The following is a 20,732-nucleotide window of genomic DNA, read 5'->3' as shown; positions in this document are numbered from 1 at the left end:
GGCCCAGACAGGGCCCCCATGAACTCAGTGTCAGCAGATGCACCGCTTTGGTGTATCCCACGAACGCGGGGTTGGCCTGGTGCAGGGGCGGAACGAATGCACAAAAAGAAGCCGCCCGGTTGGGGTGCTGCAGTTCGCAGCGCCCCAACCGGGCGGCGATGAAGCGCAGGCCACCAGGCCCGCGCTTGCAATCCCAGGGGATCAGTTGCGGTTGACGGCGGTCCAGGCGGCCTTGACGGCGGCGATTTCGGTCGCGCCGTACAGGTCGGTCGCGGCGCTGATGGTGGCAGCGCGGGCACCGGCGAAGTTGGTGGTCGAGGTCATGTACACGGTCAGCGCGCGGTACCAGATCTTGGCGGCCTTGTCGCGGCCGATGCCGGTCAGCGTGCCGGTGCCGGTCGCCGTCTTCTTGTTGCCCGAAACGCAGGTCTTGGACGGCACGCCGGCGGTGGTGCCTTCAGCCAGCAGGAAGAAGAAGTGGTTGGCCACGCCGGACGAGTAGTGCACGTCGATCAGACCGACTGCCGGGTAGAAGCAGTCAGAGGACGCGCCATCCTTGTTCGGCTGGTACATGTAGCGCAGGGCCTGGCCGCTGCCGGCCGGGTACAGCTCTTCGCCGATCAGGTAGTCGCCGACGTCATTGGCGTTGTTGGCGTAGTACTCGACCATGCTGCCCATGATGTCGGAGGTCGCTTCGTTCAAGCCACCCGACTGGCGAGAATAGACCAGGCCGGCGGTGCGCGAGGTCACACCGTGGGTCATTTCGTGGCCGGCCACGTCCAGCGAGACCAGCGGCGTGAAGGTGTTGCCGTCACCGTAGGTCATGCAGAAGCAGCTGTCGTCCCAGAAGGCGTTGTCGTAGTTGCTGCTGTAGTGCACGCGCGAACGGGCGCCGGCGCCGTCGTCGGCAATGCCGTTGCGGCCGAAGGTCGTCTTGTAGTAATCCCAGGTCATGTTCTGACCGTAGGCGGCGTCGGCGGCCACGGTTTGGCCGTCGGACTCGGCGTTGTTGCCCCAGACGTTGTCGGTCGCGGTGTAGATCGTCTCGGTCGACGTGCCGTTGTTCATGCTGACCACGTAGTGGCTGCCACGGGTCAGGTCACGCAGCGTGTAGGTGCTGCCGCTCAGGTCGTCATGCAGCGTCACGTTGCCCGAGTAAAGGGTCTTGCCGCTGCCGGTGTTGTCGGCGGTGTGGATGTCGTCCCAGCGGTCCAGCAGCTTCTTGCTGGTGGCGCTGATGATCAGGTGGGCTTCGCTCGGGGTGCCGTCGGCACGCACGCCGCTGACCTTCACGTCCCAGGCCAGCGTCGGCTTCGCATCACGCGCGAAGACCACCAGTTCCTTGTTCTTCACCGTGCCGCCAGCGCCGAATTCGGCTTGCGCAGCCTTGGCCGCCAGCTTGGCATCGACCTTGGGCGACAGGTCGATCTGGACCATTTGCGCCAGGGTCTGGCTGACGCCGCGGAAGCTGCCGTCACCGGCGCTGTGCACGACCAGGTCGCCACCGATCACACGCAGGCCGTTGTGGCTGCGGTCGAAGCGCACATGCTCGGCGCCGTCGGCGTCGACGATCAGGTCACGGGCGACGAAGGCGTCCGAGCCCGACGAGTGCGCGGCGGCGAAGCCGGTGCCACTCAGGTGCGAGAGTGCGCGTTGCACGGCCGGGTTGTCGGCGGTGGGCTTGGCGGCGATGGCGGATTGACCCAGGCACACGGCCATGGCGGCAGCGGCGACCAAGCGAAGAGAGGCGAGCTTCATGACGTGAGTTACTTTCTTGCTGACTAGCCGGCTGGTGGCCGGTGCGGCGGTGCCGCGTATTGGGACGGGCCTGTAGGCCCAAGGGAAAAACAGTGTGTGAGGAGGCACCTGAACAGACCATCCCTCAGGTAAGGGGCAGGGTCTGCCCGGGGGCGGCAGCTCCACAGCAAGAAAAGGGCCGGGCCCTTTCGAGCCCGGCCCTTTTCAGGGGACAAGGCGCCCGTCAGGGCGCGTCGATTCAGCTGCGGTTAACGGCGGTCCAGGCGGCCTTGACGGCGGCCACTTCGGCCGAGCTCGCGCCATACAGGTCGGTCGCGGCGCTGACGGTGGCCATGCGCGCATCGGCGTAGTCGGTGCTGGAGGTCATGTAGACGGTCAGCGCGCGGTACCAGATCTTCGAGGCCTTGTCGCGGCCGATGCCGGTCAGGGTGGCGCTGCCGGAAGCGACCTTCTTGTCGCCCTTGACGCAGGTCTTGGACGGCGAGCCGGCGGTCGTGCCTTCGGCCAGCAGGAAGTAGAAGTGGTTGGCCACGCCGGACGAGTAGTGCACGTCGATCAGGCCGACCGTCGCGTAGAAGCAGTCAGCCGACGCGCCGTCCTTGCTCGGCTGGTACATGTAGCGCAAGGCCTTGCCGCTGCCGGCCGGGTAGAGCTCTTCGCCGATCAGGTAGTCGCCGACGTCATTGGCATTGTTGGCGTAGTACTCGACCATCGTGCCCATGATGTCCGACGTGCCTTCGTTCAGGCCGCCCGACTGGCGCGAATAGACCAGGCCGGCGGTGCGCGAGGTCACGCCGTGGGTCATTTCGTGGCCGGCCACGTCCAGCGAGACCAGCGGCGTGAAGGTGTTGCCGTCACCGTAGGTCATGCAGAAGCAGCTGTCGTCCCAGAAGGCGTTGTCGTAGTTGCTGCTGTAGTGCACGCGCGAACGGGCGCCGGCACCGTCGTCGGCGATGCCGTTGCGGCCGAAAGTCGTCTTGTAGAAGTCCCAGGTCATGTTCTGACCGTAGGCCGCGTCGGCGGCGGCGGTCTCGGTGCTGGCTTCGGTGCTGTCGCCCCAGACGTTGTCGCTGCCGGTGAAGATGGTCTCGGTCGAGGTGCCGTTGCCCATGCTGACCACGTAATGGTTGCCCCGGGTCGCGTCCTTCAGCGTGTAGGTGCTGCCGCTCAGGTCGGCATGCAGCTTGACCTTGCCGGAGTACAGCGTCTTGCCGTTGCCCACCGCGTCCGCGGTGTGGATGTCGTCCCAGCGGTCCAGCAGCTTCTTGCTGGTGGCGCTGATGATCAGGTGGGCTTCGCTCGGGGTGCCGTCGGCACGCACGCCGCTGACCTTCACGTCCCAGGCCAGCGTCGGCTTCGCGTCACGCGCGAAGACCACCAGTTCCTTGTTCTTCACCGTGCCGCCAGCGCCGAATTCGGCTTGCGCAGCCTTGGCCGCCAGCTTGGCATCGACCTTGGGCGACAGGTCGATCTGAACCATTTGCGCCAGCGTCTGGCTGACGCCGCGGAAGCTGCCGTCGCCGGCGCTGTGCACGACCAGGTCGCCACCGATCACGCGCAGGCCGTTGTGGCTGCGGTCGAAGCGCACATGCTCGGCGCCGTCGGCGTCGACGATCAGGTCACGGGCGACAAAGGCGTCTGCGCCGGACGAATGGGCGGCTGCGAAAGCGGCACCGCCCAGGTGCGCCAGCGCGCGTTGCACGGCCGGGTTGTCGCCCGTGGGCTTGGCGGCAAAGGCGGACTGACCGAGGCAGACAGCCATGGCCGCAGCAGCGACCAGGCGAAGAGAGACGAGCTTCATGAAGTGGGTGACTTTCTTGCTGACGAGCCGGCGGATGGCCGGGTGCGGCGGCGCCGCATGACGAGAGGGCCGGTGAGCCCCGAAAAGGCTTGCACGCGCCCCAAAACAGTTCATGGGATTGACATCCGTCTCTGCTTTGAAGATATGCAATGCATATGTAGCAAGAAAAAGGCCAGGCCCTTTCGGGTCTGGCCTTGTGACGGCTCAGTGTTGGCAGCGCGCGAACCGCGCTGCCAATGACCAGCTGCGCGCAGGCGCTCAGCTGCGGTTGACGGCGGTCCAGGCGGCCTTGACGGCGGCCACTTCGGCCGAGCTTGCACCGTACAGGTCGGTTGCCGCGCTGATGGTCGCGGTGCGGGCGCCGGCGTAGTTGGTGCTGGCGGTCATGTAGACCGTCAGCGCGCGGTACCAGATCTTCGCAGCCTTGTCGCGGCCGATACCGGTGAGCGTACCGGTGCCGGTGGCCGTCCTGGTGTTGCCCGAGACGCAGGTCTTGGACGGCGAACCGGCGGTCGTGCCTTCGGCCAGCAGGAAGTAGAAGTGGTTGGTCACACCGGATGAGTAGTGCACGTCCAGGTTGCCCACGCCGGAGTACCAGCAGTCGGCCGAGGCGCCGTCCTTGCTCGGCTGGTACATGTAGCGCAGCGGGGTGCTGCTCAGCTCTTCGCCGATGGTGTAGTCGCCCGGATCGTTGCTGTTGGCAGCGTAGTACTCGACCATCGTGCCCATGACGTCGGACGTGCCTTCGTTCAGGCCGCCGGATTCACCCGAGTAGGTCAGGTTGGCGGTGCGCGAGGTCACGCCGTGCGTCATCTCGTGGCCGGCCACGTCCAGCGAGACCAGCGGCGTGAAGCTGTTGCCGTCGCCATAGGTCATGCAGAAGCAGCTATCGCTCCAGTAGGCGTTGTCGTAGTTGCGGCTGTAGTGCACCCGCGAGTAGGCGCCCTTGCCGTCGTTGGCAATGCCGCTGCGGCCGAAGGTGTTCTTGTAATAGTCCCAGGTCATGTTCTGACCGTAGGCAGCGTCGGCCGCCACCGTTTCGAGGTCGGCTTCGGTGTTGTTGCCCCAGACGTTGTTGGTCGCGGTCACCAGCGTCTCACGGCGGGTGCCGTTTTTCATCGTGACCACGTAATGGCTGCCGCGGGTCAGGTCGCGCAGCGTATAGGTGCTGCCGGACAGGTCGTCATGCAGCGTGACGTTGCCCGAGTACAGCGTCTTGCCGGAGCCGACGTTGTCGGCGGTGTGGATGTCGTCCCACTTGTCCAGCAGCTTCTTGCTCGAAGCGCTGAGAATCAGGTGCGCCTCGCTGGGCGTGCCGTCTGCCTGGGTGCCGCTGACGAGCACGTCCCAGGCCAGTTGCGGCTTGCCGCTGCGGGCGTAGACCACCAGTTCCTTGCTTTGCACAGCGCCGTCCCGGTGCGGGAACAGCGCCAGCGCGGCCTTGCCGGCGTGCTCGCTGGCGACCTTGGGCACCAGGTCGACCTGGACCATGCGGCTCAGTGTCTGGCTGATGCTGCGGAAGCTGCCGTCGGCCCCGCCATGCACCACCAGGTCGCCGCCGATCACGCGCAGGCCGTTGTGGCTGCGGTCGAAGCGCACGTGCTCGGCGCCGTCTTCGTCGACGATCAGGTCACGGGCAACGTAGCTGTCCGAACCCGAGGCGTGGGCGGCGGCAAAGCCGGTGCCGCTCAGGTGGGCCAGTGCACGCTGCACGGCGGGGTGGTCGGCGGCGGGGGCCGCGGCCTGGGCGGGCGCAGCCATCGAGAAGGCCACGACAGCCATGGCAATGGCATTGAACGCGAAAGTCTTCATGAGTCCGATTTCCTTGTGGGTAGTTTTTTTGCGGCCCGAAGTCGGCGGATCGTCGACTTCGGGCCGCGACGCAGTGTCGGGCTCTGTTTCAGCGCGATGACATCCCTTGAACAGGGGGAGGTGTCAGAACTGACAGGTCGGGTCAACCCCTCTTGCGGGGGGACGGTTGACCCTCAGGCCTTCAGGAAATCGGCCTTGCTGCCCAGCCAGCGGGCCACTTGCGCCCGGGCGGCGGCAGGGTGGTGATCCAGCAGCCAAGGCGCCGCCTGGCGGGCCCTTGCCAGCAGCGGCGCGTCCTCTGCCAAGTCGGCAAAACGCAACAAGGCATCGCCCGATTGGCGCGCGCCCATGAACTCGCCCGGCCCGCGGATCTCCAGGTCGCGCCGCGCGATCTCGAAACCGTCCCCGGTTTCCACCATCGCCTTGAGCCGCTGCTTGCCGGTCTCGGACAGCGGCGAGCTGTACAGCAGCACGCAGATGCTGGCCACCTCGCCACGACCCACGCGGCCACGCAGCTGGTGCAGCTGCGCCAGGCCAAAGCGCTCGGCATGTTCGATCACCATCAGGCTGGCGTTCGGCACGTCCACGCCAACCTCGATCACCGTGGTCGCCACCAGCACGGCGGTCTGCCCGCTGGCAAAGCGGGCCATCACTTCGGCCTTCTCGGTGGGTGCCAGCCGGCCGTGGATCAGCCCGACCACCACGCCTGGCAGCGCATCGCTCAGTTCCTGGTGCGTGTCGGTCGCATTGGCCAGTTCCGAGAGCGGCTTGCCGCGCCCGTCGCCCTCGGCTTCGGATTCCTCGATCAGCGGGCAGACCCAGTACACCTGCCGGCCCCGCGCCACCTCCTCGGCAATGCGCGCCATCACCTCGTCGCGCCGGCCTTCGCCGAAGACCTTGGTCAGGATGGGCGTGCGGCCGGGCGGCAGCGCGTCGATGGTCGAAACCTCCAGGTCGGCGAAGTAAGTCATCGCCAACGTGCGCGGGATCGGCGTGGCGCTCATCATCAGCAGGTGTGGCTCCAGCGCTGGGCTGCCCGGACCGCGCTCGGTGCGCAGCTTGCGCCGCAGCGCCAGCCGCTGGGCCACGCCGAAGCGGTGCTGTTCGTCGACGATGGCCAGGCCCAGCCGCGCGAACTGCACGTCGTCCTGGATCACCGCATGCGTGCCGACGATCAGCTTCGCCTCGCCGCTGGCCACCCGTTCCAGCATCTCGCGCCGGCCTTTGCCCTTGCGGCTGCCGGTCAACCAGGCGACGGTGATGCCCAGCGGCTGCAGCCACTGCACCAGCTTGACGAAATGCTGCTCGGCCAGGATCTCGGTGGGTGCCATCAGCGCGCACTGCCAGCCAGCGTCCATCGCGACCGCGGCGGCGAGTGCGGCCACCACCGTCTTGCCCGAACCCACGTCACCCTGCAGCAGGCGGTGCATCGGCTGCGGCTTGGCCAGGTCGGCGGCAATCTCCTGGCTGACACGCTGCTGCGCGTCGGTCAGCCCCCAGGGCAACACCGCCAGCAGCCGCTCGTGCAGGCCGCCGGGCAGCGCCTGCATCACCGGCGCCGCCAGCCGTGCGCGTTCGCGGCGCGACTGCATCTGCGAGAGCTGCTGCGCCAGCAGTTCCTCGAACTTCAGCCGCTGCCAGGCCGGGTGGCTGTGGTCCTCCAGCGTGGCCAGGCTGGCCGAGGCCGGCGGCTGGTGCAGGAACTGCAGCGCCGCGCGCAGCGAAGGCAGGCCGGGCGGCAGCACGCTGGCGGGCAGCAGCTCGTCCAGCGGCGCGCGTGAGAGACCGGCCGCCACCGCCTTGCGCAGGTAGGCTTGCGGCAGCTGCGCGCCGGCCGGGTACACAGGGGTCAGCGCGGCCGCCAGCGGCGTGTGTTCGTCCACCGCCTTGAAGGTCGGGTGCACCATCTCGCGGCCGAAGAAGCCGCCACGCAATTCGCCACGCACGCGCACCCGCTGGCCCGTCGCCAGCGTCTTCTGGTGCGAGGGGTAGAAGTTGACGAAGCGCAGCACCAGCTCGTCGCCCGCGTCGTCATGCAGCCGTGCCACCAGCTGCCGCCGCGGCCGGAAGTCAACGCGGCATTCGACGATCTGCCCCTCGACCTGCGCCGTCTGCCCCGGCTGCAGCGCGGCAATCGCGCTCAGCCTGGTTTCGTCCTCGTAGCGCAGCGGCAGGTGCAGCGCCAGCGCCAGCGGCGTGTCCAGCCCCATGCGGTCCAGCGCCTTGGCCGGCGCGCTGCGCAGGTCGGCCTTCAAGGCCGGCTTGGCGTCCCCCGAGGCAGCGCCGTTCGGGGCATCGGTGGCAGGGCTGGCAGCTGGTGAACGCGGCATGGCCGGCATTCTCGCGTGACATCGCGCCTGCGCAGGTCCGCCCGTCCGGGCTCGGGTTCCCCCTGGGGTTCTCTTTTCTGACACAAAAAAGAGGCACCCACTTGCAGTTCCCGCCTGCAAACCGCGGCCGCCGGCAGCGACAATTGCGCCAGCGCCAAGACAAGGTTTCGCCCGCAAATCGCGGGGGCCATCAGGCGCTGCTCGAACAAACTGGACAGGTATGGTTGCCTTGCGTGTGATGGGTCGTTTGGTGGGTCGCTTGCTGTTGGGCCTGGCGCTGGTGCTGAGCGTGGCCGTGGGCCTGGCCTGGTCCTGGGACCATTCGGACAGTGCCGCGGCAGTCGCTGCCAGCGCCGACCCCAACAGCGCTTCGCGCTGAGACTTCACGCCGTGGCAGGCCTTGCGGACATCTCCGCATCGCCGCCCGGGCATCGGATGGGACAATCGGCCCATGTCCAGCTTTGAAGGCCAGTCAAGCCTGCAAGCCATGCCCCTGATCGAAGCCTCTTGCCCTGCCGGCGCCCCGGCGCCCCGCCAGTTCACGCTGGCCGACTTCGACTTCCCGCTGCCACCCGAGCTGGTGGCGCAGCATCCGGCGGCCGAGCGCAGCGCCTCGCGCCTGCTCGACGGTCGCGGCGACACGCCCGTCGACCGCATCTTCCGCGAGCTGCCCGCGCTGCTCTCGCCGGGCGACCTGCTGGTCTTCAACAACACCCGCGTGCTCAAGGCCCGCCTGCATGGCGAGAAGGCCACCGGCGGCAGCGTCGAAGCGCTGGTCGAGCGGGTGCTGCCTTACGACCACGCGGCCGCTGGCCCCGGCGAAGTGCTGGCCCACCTGCGCGCCAGCAAGTCACCCAAGCCCGGCAGCACCGTGCGCCTGGGCACCGACCGCGGCGAGGGCTTCGAAGCCGAGGTGCTGGGCCGCGGCGGGCCGGACGGCTCGTTGTTCCACCTGCGCTGGCCGGGCGACCCGCTGGCGCTGCTGGAGCGCCACGGTCACGTGCCGCTGCCGCCCTACATCACGCACGAGGACGCAGCCGAAGACGCCGAGCGCTACCAGACCGTGTTCGCCAACAAGCCCGGCGCCGTCGCCGCACCCACCGCCGCGCTGCATTTCGACGCGGCGGTGCTGGCCGCGCTGGCCGCCCGCGGCGTGGCGACCACCGAGGTCACGCTGCACGTCGGCGCCGGCACTTTCCAGCCGGTGCGCACCGAGAACCTGGCCGAGCACAAGATGCACAGCGAGTGGTTCGAGGTGCCGCAAACCACGGTGGACGCGATTGCCCGCACCCGCGCCGCTGGTGGCCGCATCGTTTCGGCGGGCACCACCACGCTGCGCGCGCTCGAATCTGCCGCGCGGCAGACCGGCAGCCAGCGCGGCATCGACCACGCCTGCAGCGGCGACACCGACATCTTCATCACGCCCGGCTTCCAGTTCCGCGTGGTGGACCGCCTGGTCACCAACTTCCACCTGCCCAAGAGCACGCTGATGATGCTGGTCAGCGCCTTTGCCGGCCACGAACACATCATGGCGCTCTACCGCCACGCCGTCGAAGCGCGCTACCGCTTCTTCAGCTACGGCGACGCGATGCTTTTGGATCGTCGGTAGATTGGGGCACCCGGCTTTGCGTGTTCGCAACGCCACCCGCCGGGCGGGTGGCGCGGCCGCGCCGCGGCCGGTTTGACCCAGCGCAAGCCGCTGCGGCCGGCCTGCCCCTAAGGTGCCGCATGCCTTCCCGTCTTGCCGTTCTCTCCTGCGCCGTTGCTGCGATGGCGCTCGCCGCCTGCACCCTGCCACCGGCCGGGCCGGTGCAACCTGCCGCGGTCGCGCCAGTTGTCGCGGCACCAGCCCCGGAGGCCAATCTCGACCTGGCGATGCTGCGACTCGCCGAGCGCAGCGGCTGCACCGCCTGCCATCAAGTGGACCGTCCTGTGCCGGATGAAGAGGAAGCGGTTCCGGCGCCCCGGCCGCCGGTCGGACCTTTCTGGCGCGACGTGGCCAACCGTTACCGCGACCAGCCGTCGGCTTTGCAGCGCCTGAGCGCCATCGTGTCAGGTGGCTCGCGTCCCCAGGCACCGCATTGGCGCGACGTGGCCGGCTTGTCGATGCCGCCCAACCGCCCGCTGGCCTCCGGCGAGGAAGTGCAGCAACTGGTCCGCTGGATCCTGGCCCTGCCCGAAACCCCGCCGGAGCCGTAGCGCGGCGATGGCGTTCATCCCTCGCTGTGGATCCACGCCGTCCAGTTCGCCTCACCGGCCCCGGTGAACTTCAGCACCCGCGAGTTCGCCTCGCGCCGCGCCCAGCCCAGCGACAGCACCCGGTCCAGCACGGCCGCGCCGAGCGCGCCACCCAGGTGATGCCGCCGTTCGCTCCAATCCATGCAGCTGCGGCACAGCGGCCGGCGCTGAGCCTGAAGTGCTGAAAGCACCAGCCCGAGCCGGCCGAACAAGGCAGTCGCTCCGGGCGCGAGTGGCAACACCCCGTCCCCCTCCGGCAGCAGCCCGCGCTGGCGCAGGCCCAGCATCAGCTGCACGCCGCGCTCGCCGGCCAGATGGTCGTAACAGACCCGCGCTTCGCGCAGCGCCGGCTCCTTCGGTCCTGGCCGCAGCCGCCTCGCACCACTGCGCGCGGCCACGCCCATCAGGCTTTCGAGCAGCTGGGCCACGTCGGGGTCGGCCAAGCGGAAATAGCGGTGCCGGCCTTGCGCGCTGACGACCAGCAACTGCGCTTCGACCAAGCGCGCCAGGTGCGTGCTCGCCGTCGCCTTGCCAACGCCCGCGCGCTGCGCCAGTTCGGTGGCGGTCAACGCCTGTCCGGCCATCAGCGTGGCCAGCATCTCGGCACGTGTCGGGTCGCCGATCAAGGCGGCCACACGGGCAATCGGTGGCCCGTCAGCCATGGCAATGGATTGCGCTCATGGTTCGATCGTAGGCGAATCGTGCCCGACTGAAAAGCACGCACAGTGGCGTCACCGTCTGATTGACCCCGAGGAGCCACCATGGCCGTGACCTGTTTCATCCGCTACGAAATCGACCCGTTCCAGCGCGAAGCCTTCACCGCTTACGCCCAGGCCTGGGGCCCTATCATTCCCCGTTGCGGCGGGCAGCTGATCGGCTATTTCCTGCCCAGCGAAGGCAGCAACCACGAGGCCTGGGGCCTGATCTCGTTCGAAGACCTGGCCGCTTACGAGCGCTACCGCGCCCGCCTGAAAGCCGACCCCGAAGGCCGCGCCAACTTCGAATCGGCCCAACGTGGGCGCTTCATCCTGCGTGAGTGGCGGACCTTTTGCGAAGGTGTGCCGGGGACGTTGAACCGGTCTGCGGAAATGACTTCGTGATGGCCGTTCACGACCTGGGGTCGGCGTGGGATCAGGCCGGCGGGACGCTGTTCCGCTCATGTCCCCCAACTTCGGCTGCGCCGAAGTTTCCTCCTTTACTTTGCTGCACAGCATCCCACCACCCTGATCTGGCACGGTGTTTTGGCTGTTCGACCGTGAAACCCCAAGACCGTGGAGTTCCAAGGACGGCGGGTGGCCGGCGCAGTGAAGTAAAGGAGGAGGCCGAAGGCCGGGGGACATGAACGGAGCCGGCCACCCGTTGGCCTTGGCCACTGAAACCTAGTCAGTCAGCCAGCACAACTTTCCCTGACCCGCTTCTTCCAATCGAAGCTTCAAGGCCTCCGAAGCAGACGCCAGTACCGAGAAGTGCAGCACCACGCCGTCACCGTGCCCTGCGTCGAGCAAAGAAGCCCCGGCCAGGTCCAACTCCCGTCGAAAGCGCCCCTCCAGTGCGTACGGCACCTCGCAGCGCCATTCGATGCGCTTTTGCAGCGGCGTCTTCTCGGCGCCCAACAAGGCTTGCGCCACCGCGTCGGTGTAGGCGCGCACCAGGCCGCCAGCGCCCAGCTTCACGCCGCCGAAGTAGCGCACCACGCTGGCCATCACGCCCTCCAGGTCCTGGTGGCGCAGCACGTCCAGCATCGGCCGACCGGCGGTGCCACCGGGTTCGCCATCGTCATTGGCGGCTGACTGGCCACCGGCCATCAAGGCCCAGCAGACATGGTTGGCACCGGGATGCTGGGCACGCAGTTCCGCTACGCGAGCGACGGCCGCTGCGCGGTCGGCCATCGGTTCGACGCAGGCGATGAAGCGGCTTTTCTTGATCACCAGCTCGTGGTGCACCGGCTGGTTCAGGCTGAAGGGCATGCGTGCATTGTCCCGCCAGCAGGGCAGCGCCCACCCGCGAGACCGGGTGCCCCACTGCGCGACAATCCCCGGATGCTCCAGTTCGAACTGATCAAGACCGACGGCCATGCCCGCCGCGGCCGGCTGACGCTCAACCACGGCGTGGTCGAGACGCCGATCTTCATGCCGGTGGGCACTTACGGCACCGTCAAGGGCGTGCTGCCACGCTCGCTGCACGACATGGGCGCGCAGATCATCCTGGGCAACACCTTCCACCTGTGGATGCGGCCCGGGCTGGACGTGATGGCCAGCTTCGGCGGCCTGCATGGCTTCGAGAACTGGCACAAGCCGATCCTGACCGACTCCGGCGGCTTCCAGGTCTGGTCGCTCGGCGAGATGCGCAAGATCACCGAGGAAGGCGTGAAGTTCGCGTCACCGGTCAATGGCGACAAGCTGTTCCTCACGCCGGAAGTCTCGATGCAGATCCAGACGGTGCTGAACTCCGACATCGTCATGCAGTTCGACGAGTGCACGCCTTACGAAACCAAGGGCCACCGCACGACCGAGAAGGAAGCGCAGGTCTCGATGGAGCTGAGCCTGCGCTGGGCCAAGCGCTCGCAGGCCGAGTTTGCCAAGCTGCAGAACCCGAACGCGCTGTTCGGCATCGTGCAGGGCGGCATGTTCGAAAACCTGCGTGAAGCCTCGCTGAATGCGCTGGTCGAGCTGGACCTGCCGGGTTATGCGATTGGCGGCGTCAGCGTCGGCGAGCCCAAGGACGAGATGCTGCGCATCATGGCGCACACGCCGCATTTGCTGCCGGCCCACAAGCCGCGCTACCTGATGGGCGTGGGCACGCCGGAAGACCTGGTCGAAGGCGTGGTCTGCGGCGTGGACATGTTCGACTGCGTGATGCCTACCCGCAATGCCCGCAACGGTCACCTCTTCACCCGCTTCGGCGATTTGAAGATCCGCAACGCGCGCCACAAAAGCGACCACCGGCCGATCGACGAAAGCTGCAGTTGCTATGCCTGCGCGGGCGACGCGAATGTTGCCGGGATGGGCGCCGGCGGCTTCAGCCGCGCCTACCTGCACCACCTGGACCGCTGCGGCGAAATGCTGGGCCCGATGCTGGCCACGGTGCACAACCTGCATTACTACCTGAACCTGATGCGCGAAGTGCGCGCATCCCTGGACGCCGGCACCTTCGCCGAATTCCGCCGCCAGTTCGCGGCCGACCGGGCACGCGGCGTCTAGCGAACAGAGACCTCCTCACAGCCCACCGCTGGCCGTGTGCCGCCCTTGTGCGGCGCACCGTCGCTGGCGGCCGGGCACCTCCCCTTCTTCACCACGGATGAACTCGCCCCATGGCGACCTCTGCCAAGCGCCGCGCGGCCTCCGCGCCGGCTGACCCCGCTGCCGACCTCATCGTCGACACCCTACCACCCGCCGCCAAAACCGCCCGCACGCGCAAGCCGCCAAAGGCCGTGGCCGAAGTCGCTGCGCCGGTGGTCGAGGCCGCCGAGGCGCCGGCCCCCGCACCGCGCAAGCGCTCGCGCGCCAAGCCGGCTGAACCGGTGGCCACGCCTGTGGCCGAGGTCGTCGAGGTCGTTGAGACCGCGGCAACAGCGCCCGCACCGCGAGCCCGTGCCAAGAAGCCCGCTGCGAAGACGGCGCGCCCTGCCAAGCTTGCACCGGTGGTCGAGGAGGTCGCTGTCGAGGCCGAGCTCGTCGTTGCGCCGCCCGTCGAGCTCGAGCCAGCGCCCGCCGTCCAGCCCGAAGTGCCGCCGCCCGTTGCCGAAGAAGTCGCACCGGTCGAAGCGCCCAGCGCGCCTGTCGCCCCGCCGCTCCCACCTCTTCCGCCGCGCCCCGCCCACAGCCAGCTCACGCTGCAAGACGACGGCCTGCGCTGCACGCTGCGTTGGCAAAGCGGCAGCCGCTGCCCCAACAGCCTGCTGGATGCGGTGGCGCCGCTGCAGCAGGCCGGCGGCGTGCTGGCGCTGAACAGCACCGACGCGCTGGCGGCCCTGGTGGCCGAGGCCATGCACGCCGGCCACAAGCTGGTGGTCGAAGACGCCGTGTGGCAGCACCTCGCCGCGCAAGGCGACCTGCATGGCCGCATCGACCACCTCGAAGCCCAATACCCGCAAGGACTGGACGATGTGTCGCTGCCCGAAGCGCCGCAGGCGCTGACGCCTCGCCCCGCCCAGCTCGAAGGCGCGTTTTTCCTCGCCTGCGTCGGCACCTGCCTGGTGGCTGACGATGCCGAACTCGAACCGGCGCGCGAAGCTGCGCTGGCCTGGCAACTGGTCCGCCGCCACTTCGGCGCCGACACGGTGACTGTGCTGGCCCCCGCCGAGCGCCTGGCCGAATGGCAGGCTTTGCTGAGCGCCCCCAGACTTGCCGCCTCGCGTCAGGCCCCCCAAGGGGGTCAAGAAAACTCGGGAACGGCCCTTCGTTTTCTTGAGAGCCCGGCTGCGGATGAAGCCGCGCCGCGCCTGCTGGCCTGGAACGACGAACTCGACCTGGCCGCGCTGCAAGCCGGCAGCGTGCTGATCGTCGACCAGCGCGACGGCTTGCGCACGCCGCTGCCCGTGCTGGCCGATCAACCGACCTGGTGCTGGGTGCTGTGCCCGGCTGATCTGCTGCAGGCCGACCGAGCCGGTGCCGAGGCCTGGCTGCGCCGCATCGACCGCCGGCGCAGCGGCGCATTGGCCGACTGGCTGGACGGGGAAGGCGACGCAGTGCTCGCGCCGCTGCTGCTGCAACGACGCTTTGCCGACGTGGCTGCGCAGTGGCCGGCCTGGGCACCGCAGACCCTGGCTTGTCCGCTGCCAGCGTCGCAGCGTGAGACCCATGACAAGGCGCAGGCCGCCGCACTGCAGTTGCTGTCGCGCTGGCAGCGCAGCGCTTTCCTGTCCGACAGTGACCAGCTCGCGCTGCAGCGTCAACTGCAAGCGCAGCAACAGGCCTGCCGCGAAGCCGGCGAAGCGGCGCTGCCGGCGCTGCTGCAACAGGCCATGGCCGACGGCGTGCGCCGCGTGGTGGTGTTCGCCGAAGATGCCGAGGCACTGCCCGAGCTGGCCCAGCGACTCGTTGACGCTGGTTTGCCGGCGTTTGCGCTGGCGGGCGCCATGAACGAACGCGAGGCCTTGCTGCGCCAGTTCCGCGATGCGCCCGAGGCGCAGGTGCTGCTGGTGGCCGATGGCGTGCCGGCCGACGAACCACGCATCGCCGTGCAGCCGCAGCGCCCGCTGGTCATCCTGCTTGATCGTCCGTGGGACGACGCGGTGCGCGAGCGCCGCCTGCAGCGCGTGCGCGCGCTGCGCACCCAGCGCAGCCTGCCCGTCTGGCAACTGCTGCCGGCCGACAGCCTAGCCAGCCGGCGCGAGGCGCAGGCCGACAAGGCCGCCAGCGCCGAGCCGGTCACCGGCCTGCGCCGCGGCGCCGCGCTGCAGGCCTGGCTGGCCGAACTGCTGGCCTGCCTCGCACCGGCGGCAACCCCACCCGAAGCCGAGGCACACTCCGGCTGATGCACAGCAGCCCCCCGCCGCGTCCACCTCACCGCAAGCCGTTCTGGCGCCGCTTTGTGCGCGGCCTGTGGGAGTGGCCGCTGGCGGCGCTGATCCTGTTCGAGGAATGGGGCTGGGAGCCGCTGCAACGCGCGATGGCGCGCATCGGCCAGTGGCCGGGCTTCCGCTGGATTGGCCGCTGGATCGAGTCGTTGCCGCCGTATGGCGCGCTGGCGCTGTTTGCGCTGCCCACGCTGGCCTTGCTGCCGGTCAAGCTGCTGGCGCTGTTTGCCATCAGTCGCGGCCATGCGCTGCTGGGCACGCTGGTCATCGTCGCGGCCAAGGTGGCCGGCACGGCCATCGTCGCGCGCCTGTTCACGCTGACCCAGCCGGCGCTGATGCGCCTGGCTTGGTTCGCCCGCAACTACGCACGCTGGACCGTGTTCAAGGAGCGCCTGTTGGCCCAGGTGCGCGCCTCGCGCCCGTGGCGCGCGGCGCGGGTCGTCAAGCGCCGAATGGGCCGTTGGGTGCGGCTGCTCAAGCGCTGGCTGAGCCGCGACTGAGCAGGCCTTGATCGGGCGCCTCAGTTGACCCAATAGAGGTAGCGCAATGCGGCCATGCCGCCGGCCTCGCTGGCCGTGCGGTCCAGGCGCGTGGACAGATTGCTCAGCGGGTGCGTGGCGTCCACAGTGCGGCAGGATTGGTTGTTGAGCGCCGGCATCCGGTCGAATCCCACGCGTGTGCCCACTGGTGGCGGTGACTTGAACAGCCGTGCCACGTCCAGCCCCTGGCCCGCCGGGCACACCGGCGCGGTGCTGGCCAGCAGGCCGCGGCCGCCGCGCGTGGTTGGCAGCAGGTGCCGGCCCTGCCACACGGCGTCCAGTTCCTGCAGCAGCGCGCGCCAGGTCTCGAAATCGGCGGCGGTGATCGGGATGGGAAACACGCTGCTCTTCTGCCGTGGGTTGGCCACCCATTCGTGCTCGTCGTCGGTCTCGGCCAGCACGCTGCGGCGCAGTTGCTCGGAGGTCGCCAGGCCGGCGGCGATCAGGCCGTGCGCGCTGCGCAGCAAGGCCGGGCGACTCAGCACCAGCTCGCCGTGGTCGGTGTCGAAGTCAAACGCGCGCACGGTTGTCAGCAGGCCTTCGAGGAACTGGTGGTACGACAGCGCCCACAGCACGTCGCTCTGGTCCAGGCGGATCAGCGCGTTGGCGTCGAACTCGCGCCGGTAGCGGTCCTCGTCGTTGTCCGGCAGCCGCGGTTGCGAAGCGCCGTCATGCGGCCGCGGCAGCGCGAAGAACCAGGTCTCCCAGGCCTCCTGCTGGCCGTTGCCGTTCAGGTCCAGTTGCCACTGGCCGGGCGCGATCAGCAAGGACGTGCGTTTGCCCAACTGCACCCGCTGCAGTTGCAGGCGCGAGCGCCGCAGCTGCTCGCGCAGCTCGTCGACCTTGCGCGTGACCTCCGCCACCACCTGTTCCTTGCTCGGATGCGCCTTGTCCAGCATCGCCATGCCTTGCGTGCCCCAGGTGATCAGGTCGCGCACCTGGTCCACGTCGCGGCAGATCACCCAGGCCAGGCGGGCGTCGTCATTGGGCAGGCTGTCGGCGCTCTCAAGGAAACGAAGGGCCGCTCCCGAGTTTTCTTGGCCCCCTTGGGGGGCCTGACGCGCAGCGGCAGGTCTGGGGGCGCTCACAGGCATCTCGGCGCAGCTGCGCTGGAAACCGGCGGGCGTCGTGAGGTCCGGCGCCGATGGGGCTGCAGCAAAGGCCGTGGTGGCAGCGAGCAATGCGGCGGCCAGGATGGATTTCTTCACGCGGAGTCACGCCAGCAAGGCGTGCGGGAGTGGAACACCTCGCCAATCTAGGTGCGGCGCTGGCGGGCGCCGACGGGAATCGGCGTGGTATCGCCGCGCGCCACCGGCCGGCGCGGCATGCGCTACCTGTAGAGGGCCACCTCAGCCCTTCCAGCGGAACGGGAAGGCGACCTGCTTCCAGAAGCCGTCTGGCACGTAGTCGCCCAACACGCCGTACTGGCCCGGCCACGGCCGGTCAGACTTCACGGCAGTGCCGAAGATGTGGTCCAGGAACGCGAAGTGCGCCGCGTAGTTCTTGTCGATCGCCTCGTCGTCCTGGCTGTGGTGCCAGTGGTGGAAATTCGGCGTGACGATCAGGTAGCGCAGCGGCCCCAGCCGCACGCTCACGTTGGCATGGTTGAACACCGCCTGGAAGCCGACCACGACGATGTAGGCGTCGATCACTTCCTTGCTGAAACCCAGCACATAGATCGGCGCCAGCACCAGCGTGCGCGTGATCAGCAGCTCCAGGATGTGCTGGCGCGAGCCGGCCAGCCAATCCATGCTTTTCACGCTGTGGTGCACTGCATGCAGCCGCCACAGCAGCGGCACCTCGTGGTACGCGCGGTGGGTCCAGTACTGCACCAGGTCGGCCACCAGGATGATCAGGAACAGCGCCACCGGGAAGGGCAGCGATTCGACCCAGCCACGGATGCCATCCTTCGCCGCCCAGCCGAACAGCTTGTGCACCAGCAGGTTGGTCGCCAGCAGCACAAAGCCGACGACCAGGTGGTTGACGATGAAGTGGTGGAAGTCGGTCTGCCACTCGGCGCGGAAGACCGGCTGCTCGCGCCGCAGCGCAAACATTTTCTCGATGAAGACGAAGATCAGCGTCGAGCCCAGCAGGTCCAGGATGAACCAGTCCAGCCCGATGTAGGGCGTGTTGTCCGGGAAGTCGTTGACCGGCACCTTGTGCCCGCCCAGCAGCAGGCACAGGCCGACCAGCGCAAACGCGCTGAAAGCCAGCCAGCGTGCGCGGCCGAACAGGATGTTGAACAGCGCGATGCCGCCCGACACCGCCAGCGCCCCCAGCATGATCTGCCGGATCACCGCCACGTCGTACGACTGGCGCAACTGCGGCGTCGTCAGGTATTGCGGGAAGTGGAAGGCCAGCACGCCGAGGAAACACAGGATGGCCAGGCTCAGCGCAATCACGCCCGAGACCATGCCGGTGCCGCGCTGCAGCGCGCCATGCGAGGCGGCCAGCCGGTTCAGCTTGTCGAGATCTTCCAATGCAAACTCCCTTGGCGGCGCGCATCGGCGCCTGTGTTGTCGTGTCAGCGCGGCATGCTGCCAGCGGCGCTGGCAGGTGGCAATCCCACTTTCAGGCGGTGCGTCGCGTTGGCGGTGATGGATCAGGTGCTTCTTCACCAAGCTGGTTGCGAAGGCGAACTGACAGGCAAAATCTGTTTTGCCTGCTGGCAACAGTGCTGTGGGTTTCGCTTATTCAATGAGGCAGGGAGGTGGCTGTGAAGCCGAAAATTGTTCGACTGGCGTGTTGGGTTGTGCTGGCAGGCTTGGCTGCCTGTGGCGGAGGCGGTGGGGGCGACGCCGGAGGTGGTGGCGATACACGCACGACCAGCGGGCTGTTGCCCGCGGCTGTAACTCCTGGTGCGACGCTGGCGACCGATGCCAGCGTTTTCCGACCGATGCGGGACCAGGCGACCTGGACCTATCGTGGTAGTTACAAGGCCTTTTCGGGCGCTGACGCCACTGCCTACACCAACACCGTCACACAGAGCCTGACCGCTGCGGGCGAGGTTTCAGAGTCCAGCACCGATGATGCCCATGCGGGGTCCGCCAGCCAGACGGTGCAGATCAGTGCAGGCACCGTCGCGACGCCGGCCACGGTGGACTTCACGGGCCTGGGCAACGCGGAAGCACTCTCGCTTGTTGAACTCCGTTCTCCGGTCCGCCGGGGTGAGCAGTACACGGTGCTTGATCGGCACTACGCGACCAGTAACTACGACGGCGACCTTGACGGCAAGGCGGACGCGATGGATGTGGCCATATACGCCAGCGTGATCGGCAAGGAGTCGCTCTCCTTGCCCAACTTGCCGACCATGGACACGGTTCTCGTGGACACGACGGTGGTCAGTCGCCTGCAATACAGCAGCAACCAGCAGTTCTCGAACGTGGTCACGCTGACCCGCCAGGTCTGGTATGCCGCAGGCGTGGGGATTGTTCGTCAGCGCACCACGGGGCCGAATGCCGCGGGCAGCGGGATCGAGGAGGCCGATGAGCAGATCGCGAGCTGGGACGGGCTGGAGAGCGGGCTTGGCGCAATGGCGATCACGCCGACCTTCGTGCCGGACAGCAGTGCACTGTTTCCTGGTCAACGGCTCAGCGCGGGCATTGGCTTCCAGGCATTTGCCTTTGCGGATCATGCATTGCTGCTCACTTCCGCACCGGATGGGCTCACCCCCGGGGTCACGGCCAGCGAGCTGAACCTGCGAGGTGAAGTGACCGGCACGCGGCAACTCGACTTCATCAGCTCGCCAACCCCCTATCAGGCTGTTTTTGTCCAACATGCGGGTGGTTTGCTCTATCTGGCACAGGACGATCCGAATGCCGGCAGTCCTGTGGTCAAGGTCACCAAGCTGGATGCGCACGGCGCCGTCCAAGTGGCGGTGGGGAGCATCGCTATCGATCTGTCGGGAACAGTGTTCCAGCCAACCATCAAGAATCAATTCGCCGCTGCGGTGGATGGCAGCACGCTTTGGGTTATGTGGCCCCGCACCTGGGTGAACGTGGGTGTGGGCTTCGTGAACGACCTGGTGCTTCAGGCCTTCGACTTCAACGGCCAGCCGCTGGCGCCTGAGCAACTCCTGATGCGCGCTTCAGGCTCTGACTTCTTCTTGATCTCGGGCCTCTCCGCAGGCCATGGGTCGGCGTTGGCGACCTGGATGCGCACGACGGGTGGCGTCAAAGAACTGATGATGACCAGCGCCAGCGTCACCGCAGGTGCCAGCAGCGTGAGCCTGGCTGGAGGCTTCTCCGACGGAGCCGCCCTCGTGGCGCCGTTCAGTCTGGCGGATGGTGGAGCCCTGTTGTGGCCTCAGTTGCCATTCACGACTGGCGTGACGGGGGTCGGGGGCCTTCGACTTGACTCGAATTTCAGCCCGGTGCGTTCGACCGCTAATCTGGGCGACGAGCGCATCGCGTCAATCGCCGCTTACCGGGCCGCTCGTGCGCTGGACAACCGGGTGGTGCTGCTCGGGGACGTGTCGTTGGAGCTGCTATGGCCCGACTCTGCCGACACGGACCTGGTGGCCCAACTGCATTGGATGGATACCAGCGCCGCAGCGCTGGCTTCGACCCCCGTGTCCACCGTCAGGTTCGCGTCGCCAAAGTACGCCGTGCAATTGGTTTTCCCGGACCGGGTATTGGTGATCGGTACTGCGATGCCACCCGGATACTACGAGGGGCTGGCCACCTCCGTGGTCTGGCTGAACCGAGGTACGAGTCTCCCCTGACCATGCGCGACAT

The 20,732-nt window shown here is 68.0% G+C and carries 15 protein-coding genes; 7 read left to right on the top strand and 8 right to left on the bottom strand.

Annotated elements, in window-relative coordinates:
- Positions 1–201 precede the first annotated feature (201 nt).
- From LRH25_RS06520 to recG, 4 genes are all read right to left on the bottom strand, one after another.
- Positions 202–1,758 carry a M4 family metallopeptidase gene (locus tag LRH25_RS06520; RefSeq protein ID WP_141287641.1) on the bottom strand — a complete coding sequence of 519 codons (1,557 nt, stop codon included), beginning with the start codon at positions 1,756–1,758 and terminating at the stop codon, positions 202–204.
- Positions 1,759–1,996: 238 nt separating this feature from the next.
- A complete protein-coding gene (locus LRH25_RS06515; RefSeq protein WP_211361378.1) occupies positions 1,997–3,559 on the bottom strand; it encodes a M4 family metallopeptidase in 1,563 nt (520 codons plus the stop codon).
- Between the two features lie 258 nt (positions 3,560–3,817).
- Positions 3,818–5,371, bottom strand: a complete 1,554-nt coding sequence (locus LRH25_RS06510) for a M4 family metallopeptidase (RefSeq protein ID WP_231010523.1) — start codon at positions 5,369–5,371, stop codon at positions 3,818–3,820.
- A 173-nt stretch (positions 5,372–5,544) separates the two neighbouring features.
- Positions 5,545–7,710, bottom strand: a complete 2,166-nt coding sequence (gene recG, locus LRH25_RS06505) for an ATP-dependent DNA helicase RecG (RefSeq protein ID WP_375142158.1) — start codon at positions 7,708–7,710, stop codon at positions 5,545–5,547.
- Positions 7,711–8,188: 478 nt separating this feature from the next.
- On the opposite strand from recG, the gene queA reads away from it, so the two are divergent.
- Both queA and LRH25_RS06495 read left to right on the top strand, forming a co-directional pair.
- Positions 8,189–9,310 (top strand): tRNA preQ1(34) S-adenosylmethionine ribosyltransferase-isomerase QueA, encoded by a 1,122-nt coding sequence (gene queA / locus LRH25_RS06500; RefSeq protein ID WP_231010743.1) that lies wholly within the window; start codon positions 8,189–8,191, stop codon positions 9,308–9,310.
- A 119-nt stretch (positions 9,311–9,429) separates the two neighbouring features.
- Positions 9,430–9,900 carry a c-type cytochrome gene (locus tag LRH25_RS06495; protein ID WP_231010522.1) on the top strand — a complete coding sequence of 157 codons (471 nt, stop codon included), beginning with the start codon at positions 9,430–9,432 and terminating at the stop codon, positions 9,898–9,900.
- 14 nt (positions 9,901–9,914) lie between these two features.
- Here the strand turns inward: LRH25_RS06495 and LRH25_RS06490 are convergent, their stop codons facing one another.
- Positions 9,915–10,601, bottom strand: coding sequence for a winged helix-turn-helix domain-containing protein (locus LRH25_RS06490; protein ID WP_231010521.1), 687 nt, complete (start codon positions 10,599–10,601; stop codon positions 9,915–9,917).
- Positions 10,602–10,700: 99 nt separating this feature from the next.
- Between LRH25_RS06490 and LRH25_RS06485 the strand changes: the two genes are divergently transcribed.
- Positions 10,701–11,039 carry an NIPSNAP family protein gene (locus tag LRH25_RS06485; protein ID WP_141290656.1) on the top strand — a complete coding sequence of 113 codons (339 nt, stop codon included), beginning with the start codon at positions 10,701–10,703 and terminating at the stop codon, positions 11,037–11,039.
- A gap of 279 nt (positions 11,040–11,318) precedes the next feature.
- Here LRH25_RS06485 and LRH25_RS06480 read toward each other — a convergent pair whose 3' ends face one another.
- Positions 11,319–11,906, bottom strand: a complete 588-nt coding sequence (locus tag LRH25_RS06480; protein WP_141290658.1) for an IMPACT family protein — start codon at positions 11,904–11,906, stop codon at positions 11,319–11,321.
- A gap of 72 nt (positions 11,907–11,978) precedes the next feature.
- Between LRH25_RS06480 and tgt the strand changes: the two genes are divergently transcribed.
- The 3 genes from tgt to LRH25_RS06465 all read left to right on the top strand — a co-directional run bounded on the left by tgt (position 11,979) and on the right by LRH25_RS06465 (position 15,957).
- Positions 11,979–13,139 carry a tRNA guanosine(34) transglycosylase Tgt gene (gene tgt / locus LRH25_RS06475; protein ID WP_141290660.1) on the top strand — a complete coding sequence of 387 codons (1,161 nt, stop codon included), beginning with the start codon at positions 11,979–11,981 and terminating at the stop codon, positions 13,137–13,139.
- A gap of 110 nt (positions 13,140–13,249) precedes the next feature.
- Positions 13,250–15,415 (top strand): hypothetical protein, encoded by a 2,166-nt coding sequence (locus tag LRH25_RS06470; protein WP_231010520.1) that lies wholly within the window; start codon positions 13,250–13,252, stop codon positions 15,413–15,415.
- The gene (locus LRH25_RS06465; protein ID WP_170200822.1) at positions 15,415–15,957 is read left to right on the top strand and encodes a hypothetical protein; all 543 of its coding nucleotides are present in this window, start codon (positions 15,415–15,417) and stop codon (positions 15,955–15,957) included. Before LRH25_RS06470 ends, LRH25_RS06465 begins: the two co-directional genes overlap by 1 nt.
- 20 nt (positions 15,958–15,977) lie before the next feature.
- Here LRH25_RS06465 and LRH25_RS06460 read toward each other — a convergent pair whose 3' ends face one another.
- Both LRH25_RS06460 and LRH25_RS06455 read right to left on the bottom strand, forming a co-directional pair.
- Positions 15,978–17,204, bottom strand: coding sequence for a hypothetical protein (locus tag LRH25_RS06460; RefSeq protein WP_141287241.1), 1,227 nt, complete (start codon positions 17,202–17,204; stop codon positions 15,978–15,980).
- Between the two features lie 141 nt (positions 17,205–17,345).
- Positions 17,346–18,476 (bottom strand): sterol desaturase family protein, encoded by a 1,131-nt coding sequence (locus tag LRH25_RS06455; RefSeq protein ID WP_141287242.1) that lies wholly within the window; start codon positions 18,474–18,476, stop codon positions 17,346–17,348.
- Between the two features lie 230 nt (positions 18,477–18,706).
- On the opposite strand from LRH25_RS06455, the gene LRH25_RS06450 reads away from it, so the two are divergent.
- Positions 18,707–20,719, top strand: a complete 2,013-nt coding sequence (locus tag LRH25_RS06450) for a hypothetical protein (RefSeq protein WP_141287243.1) — start codon at positions 18,707–18,709, stop codon at positions 20,717–20,719.
- Positions 20,720–20,732: the final 13 nt, after the last annotated feature.

The organism is Ideonella azotifigens, from assembly GCF_021043325.1.
Taxonomy (GTDB): Bacteria; Pseudomonadota; Gammaproteobacteria; order Burkholderiales; family Burkholderiaceae_C; genus Ideonella; species Ideonella azotifigens.
The sequence above is the reverse complement of the archived record's forward strand: the minus strand, read 5'-3'. Positions and strand labels throughout refer to the sequence as shown.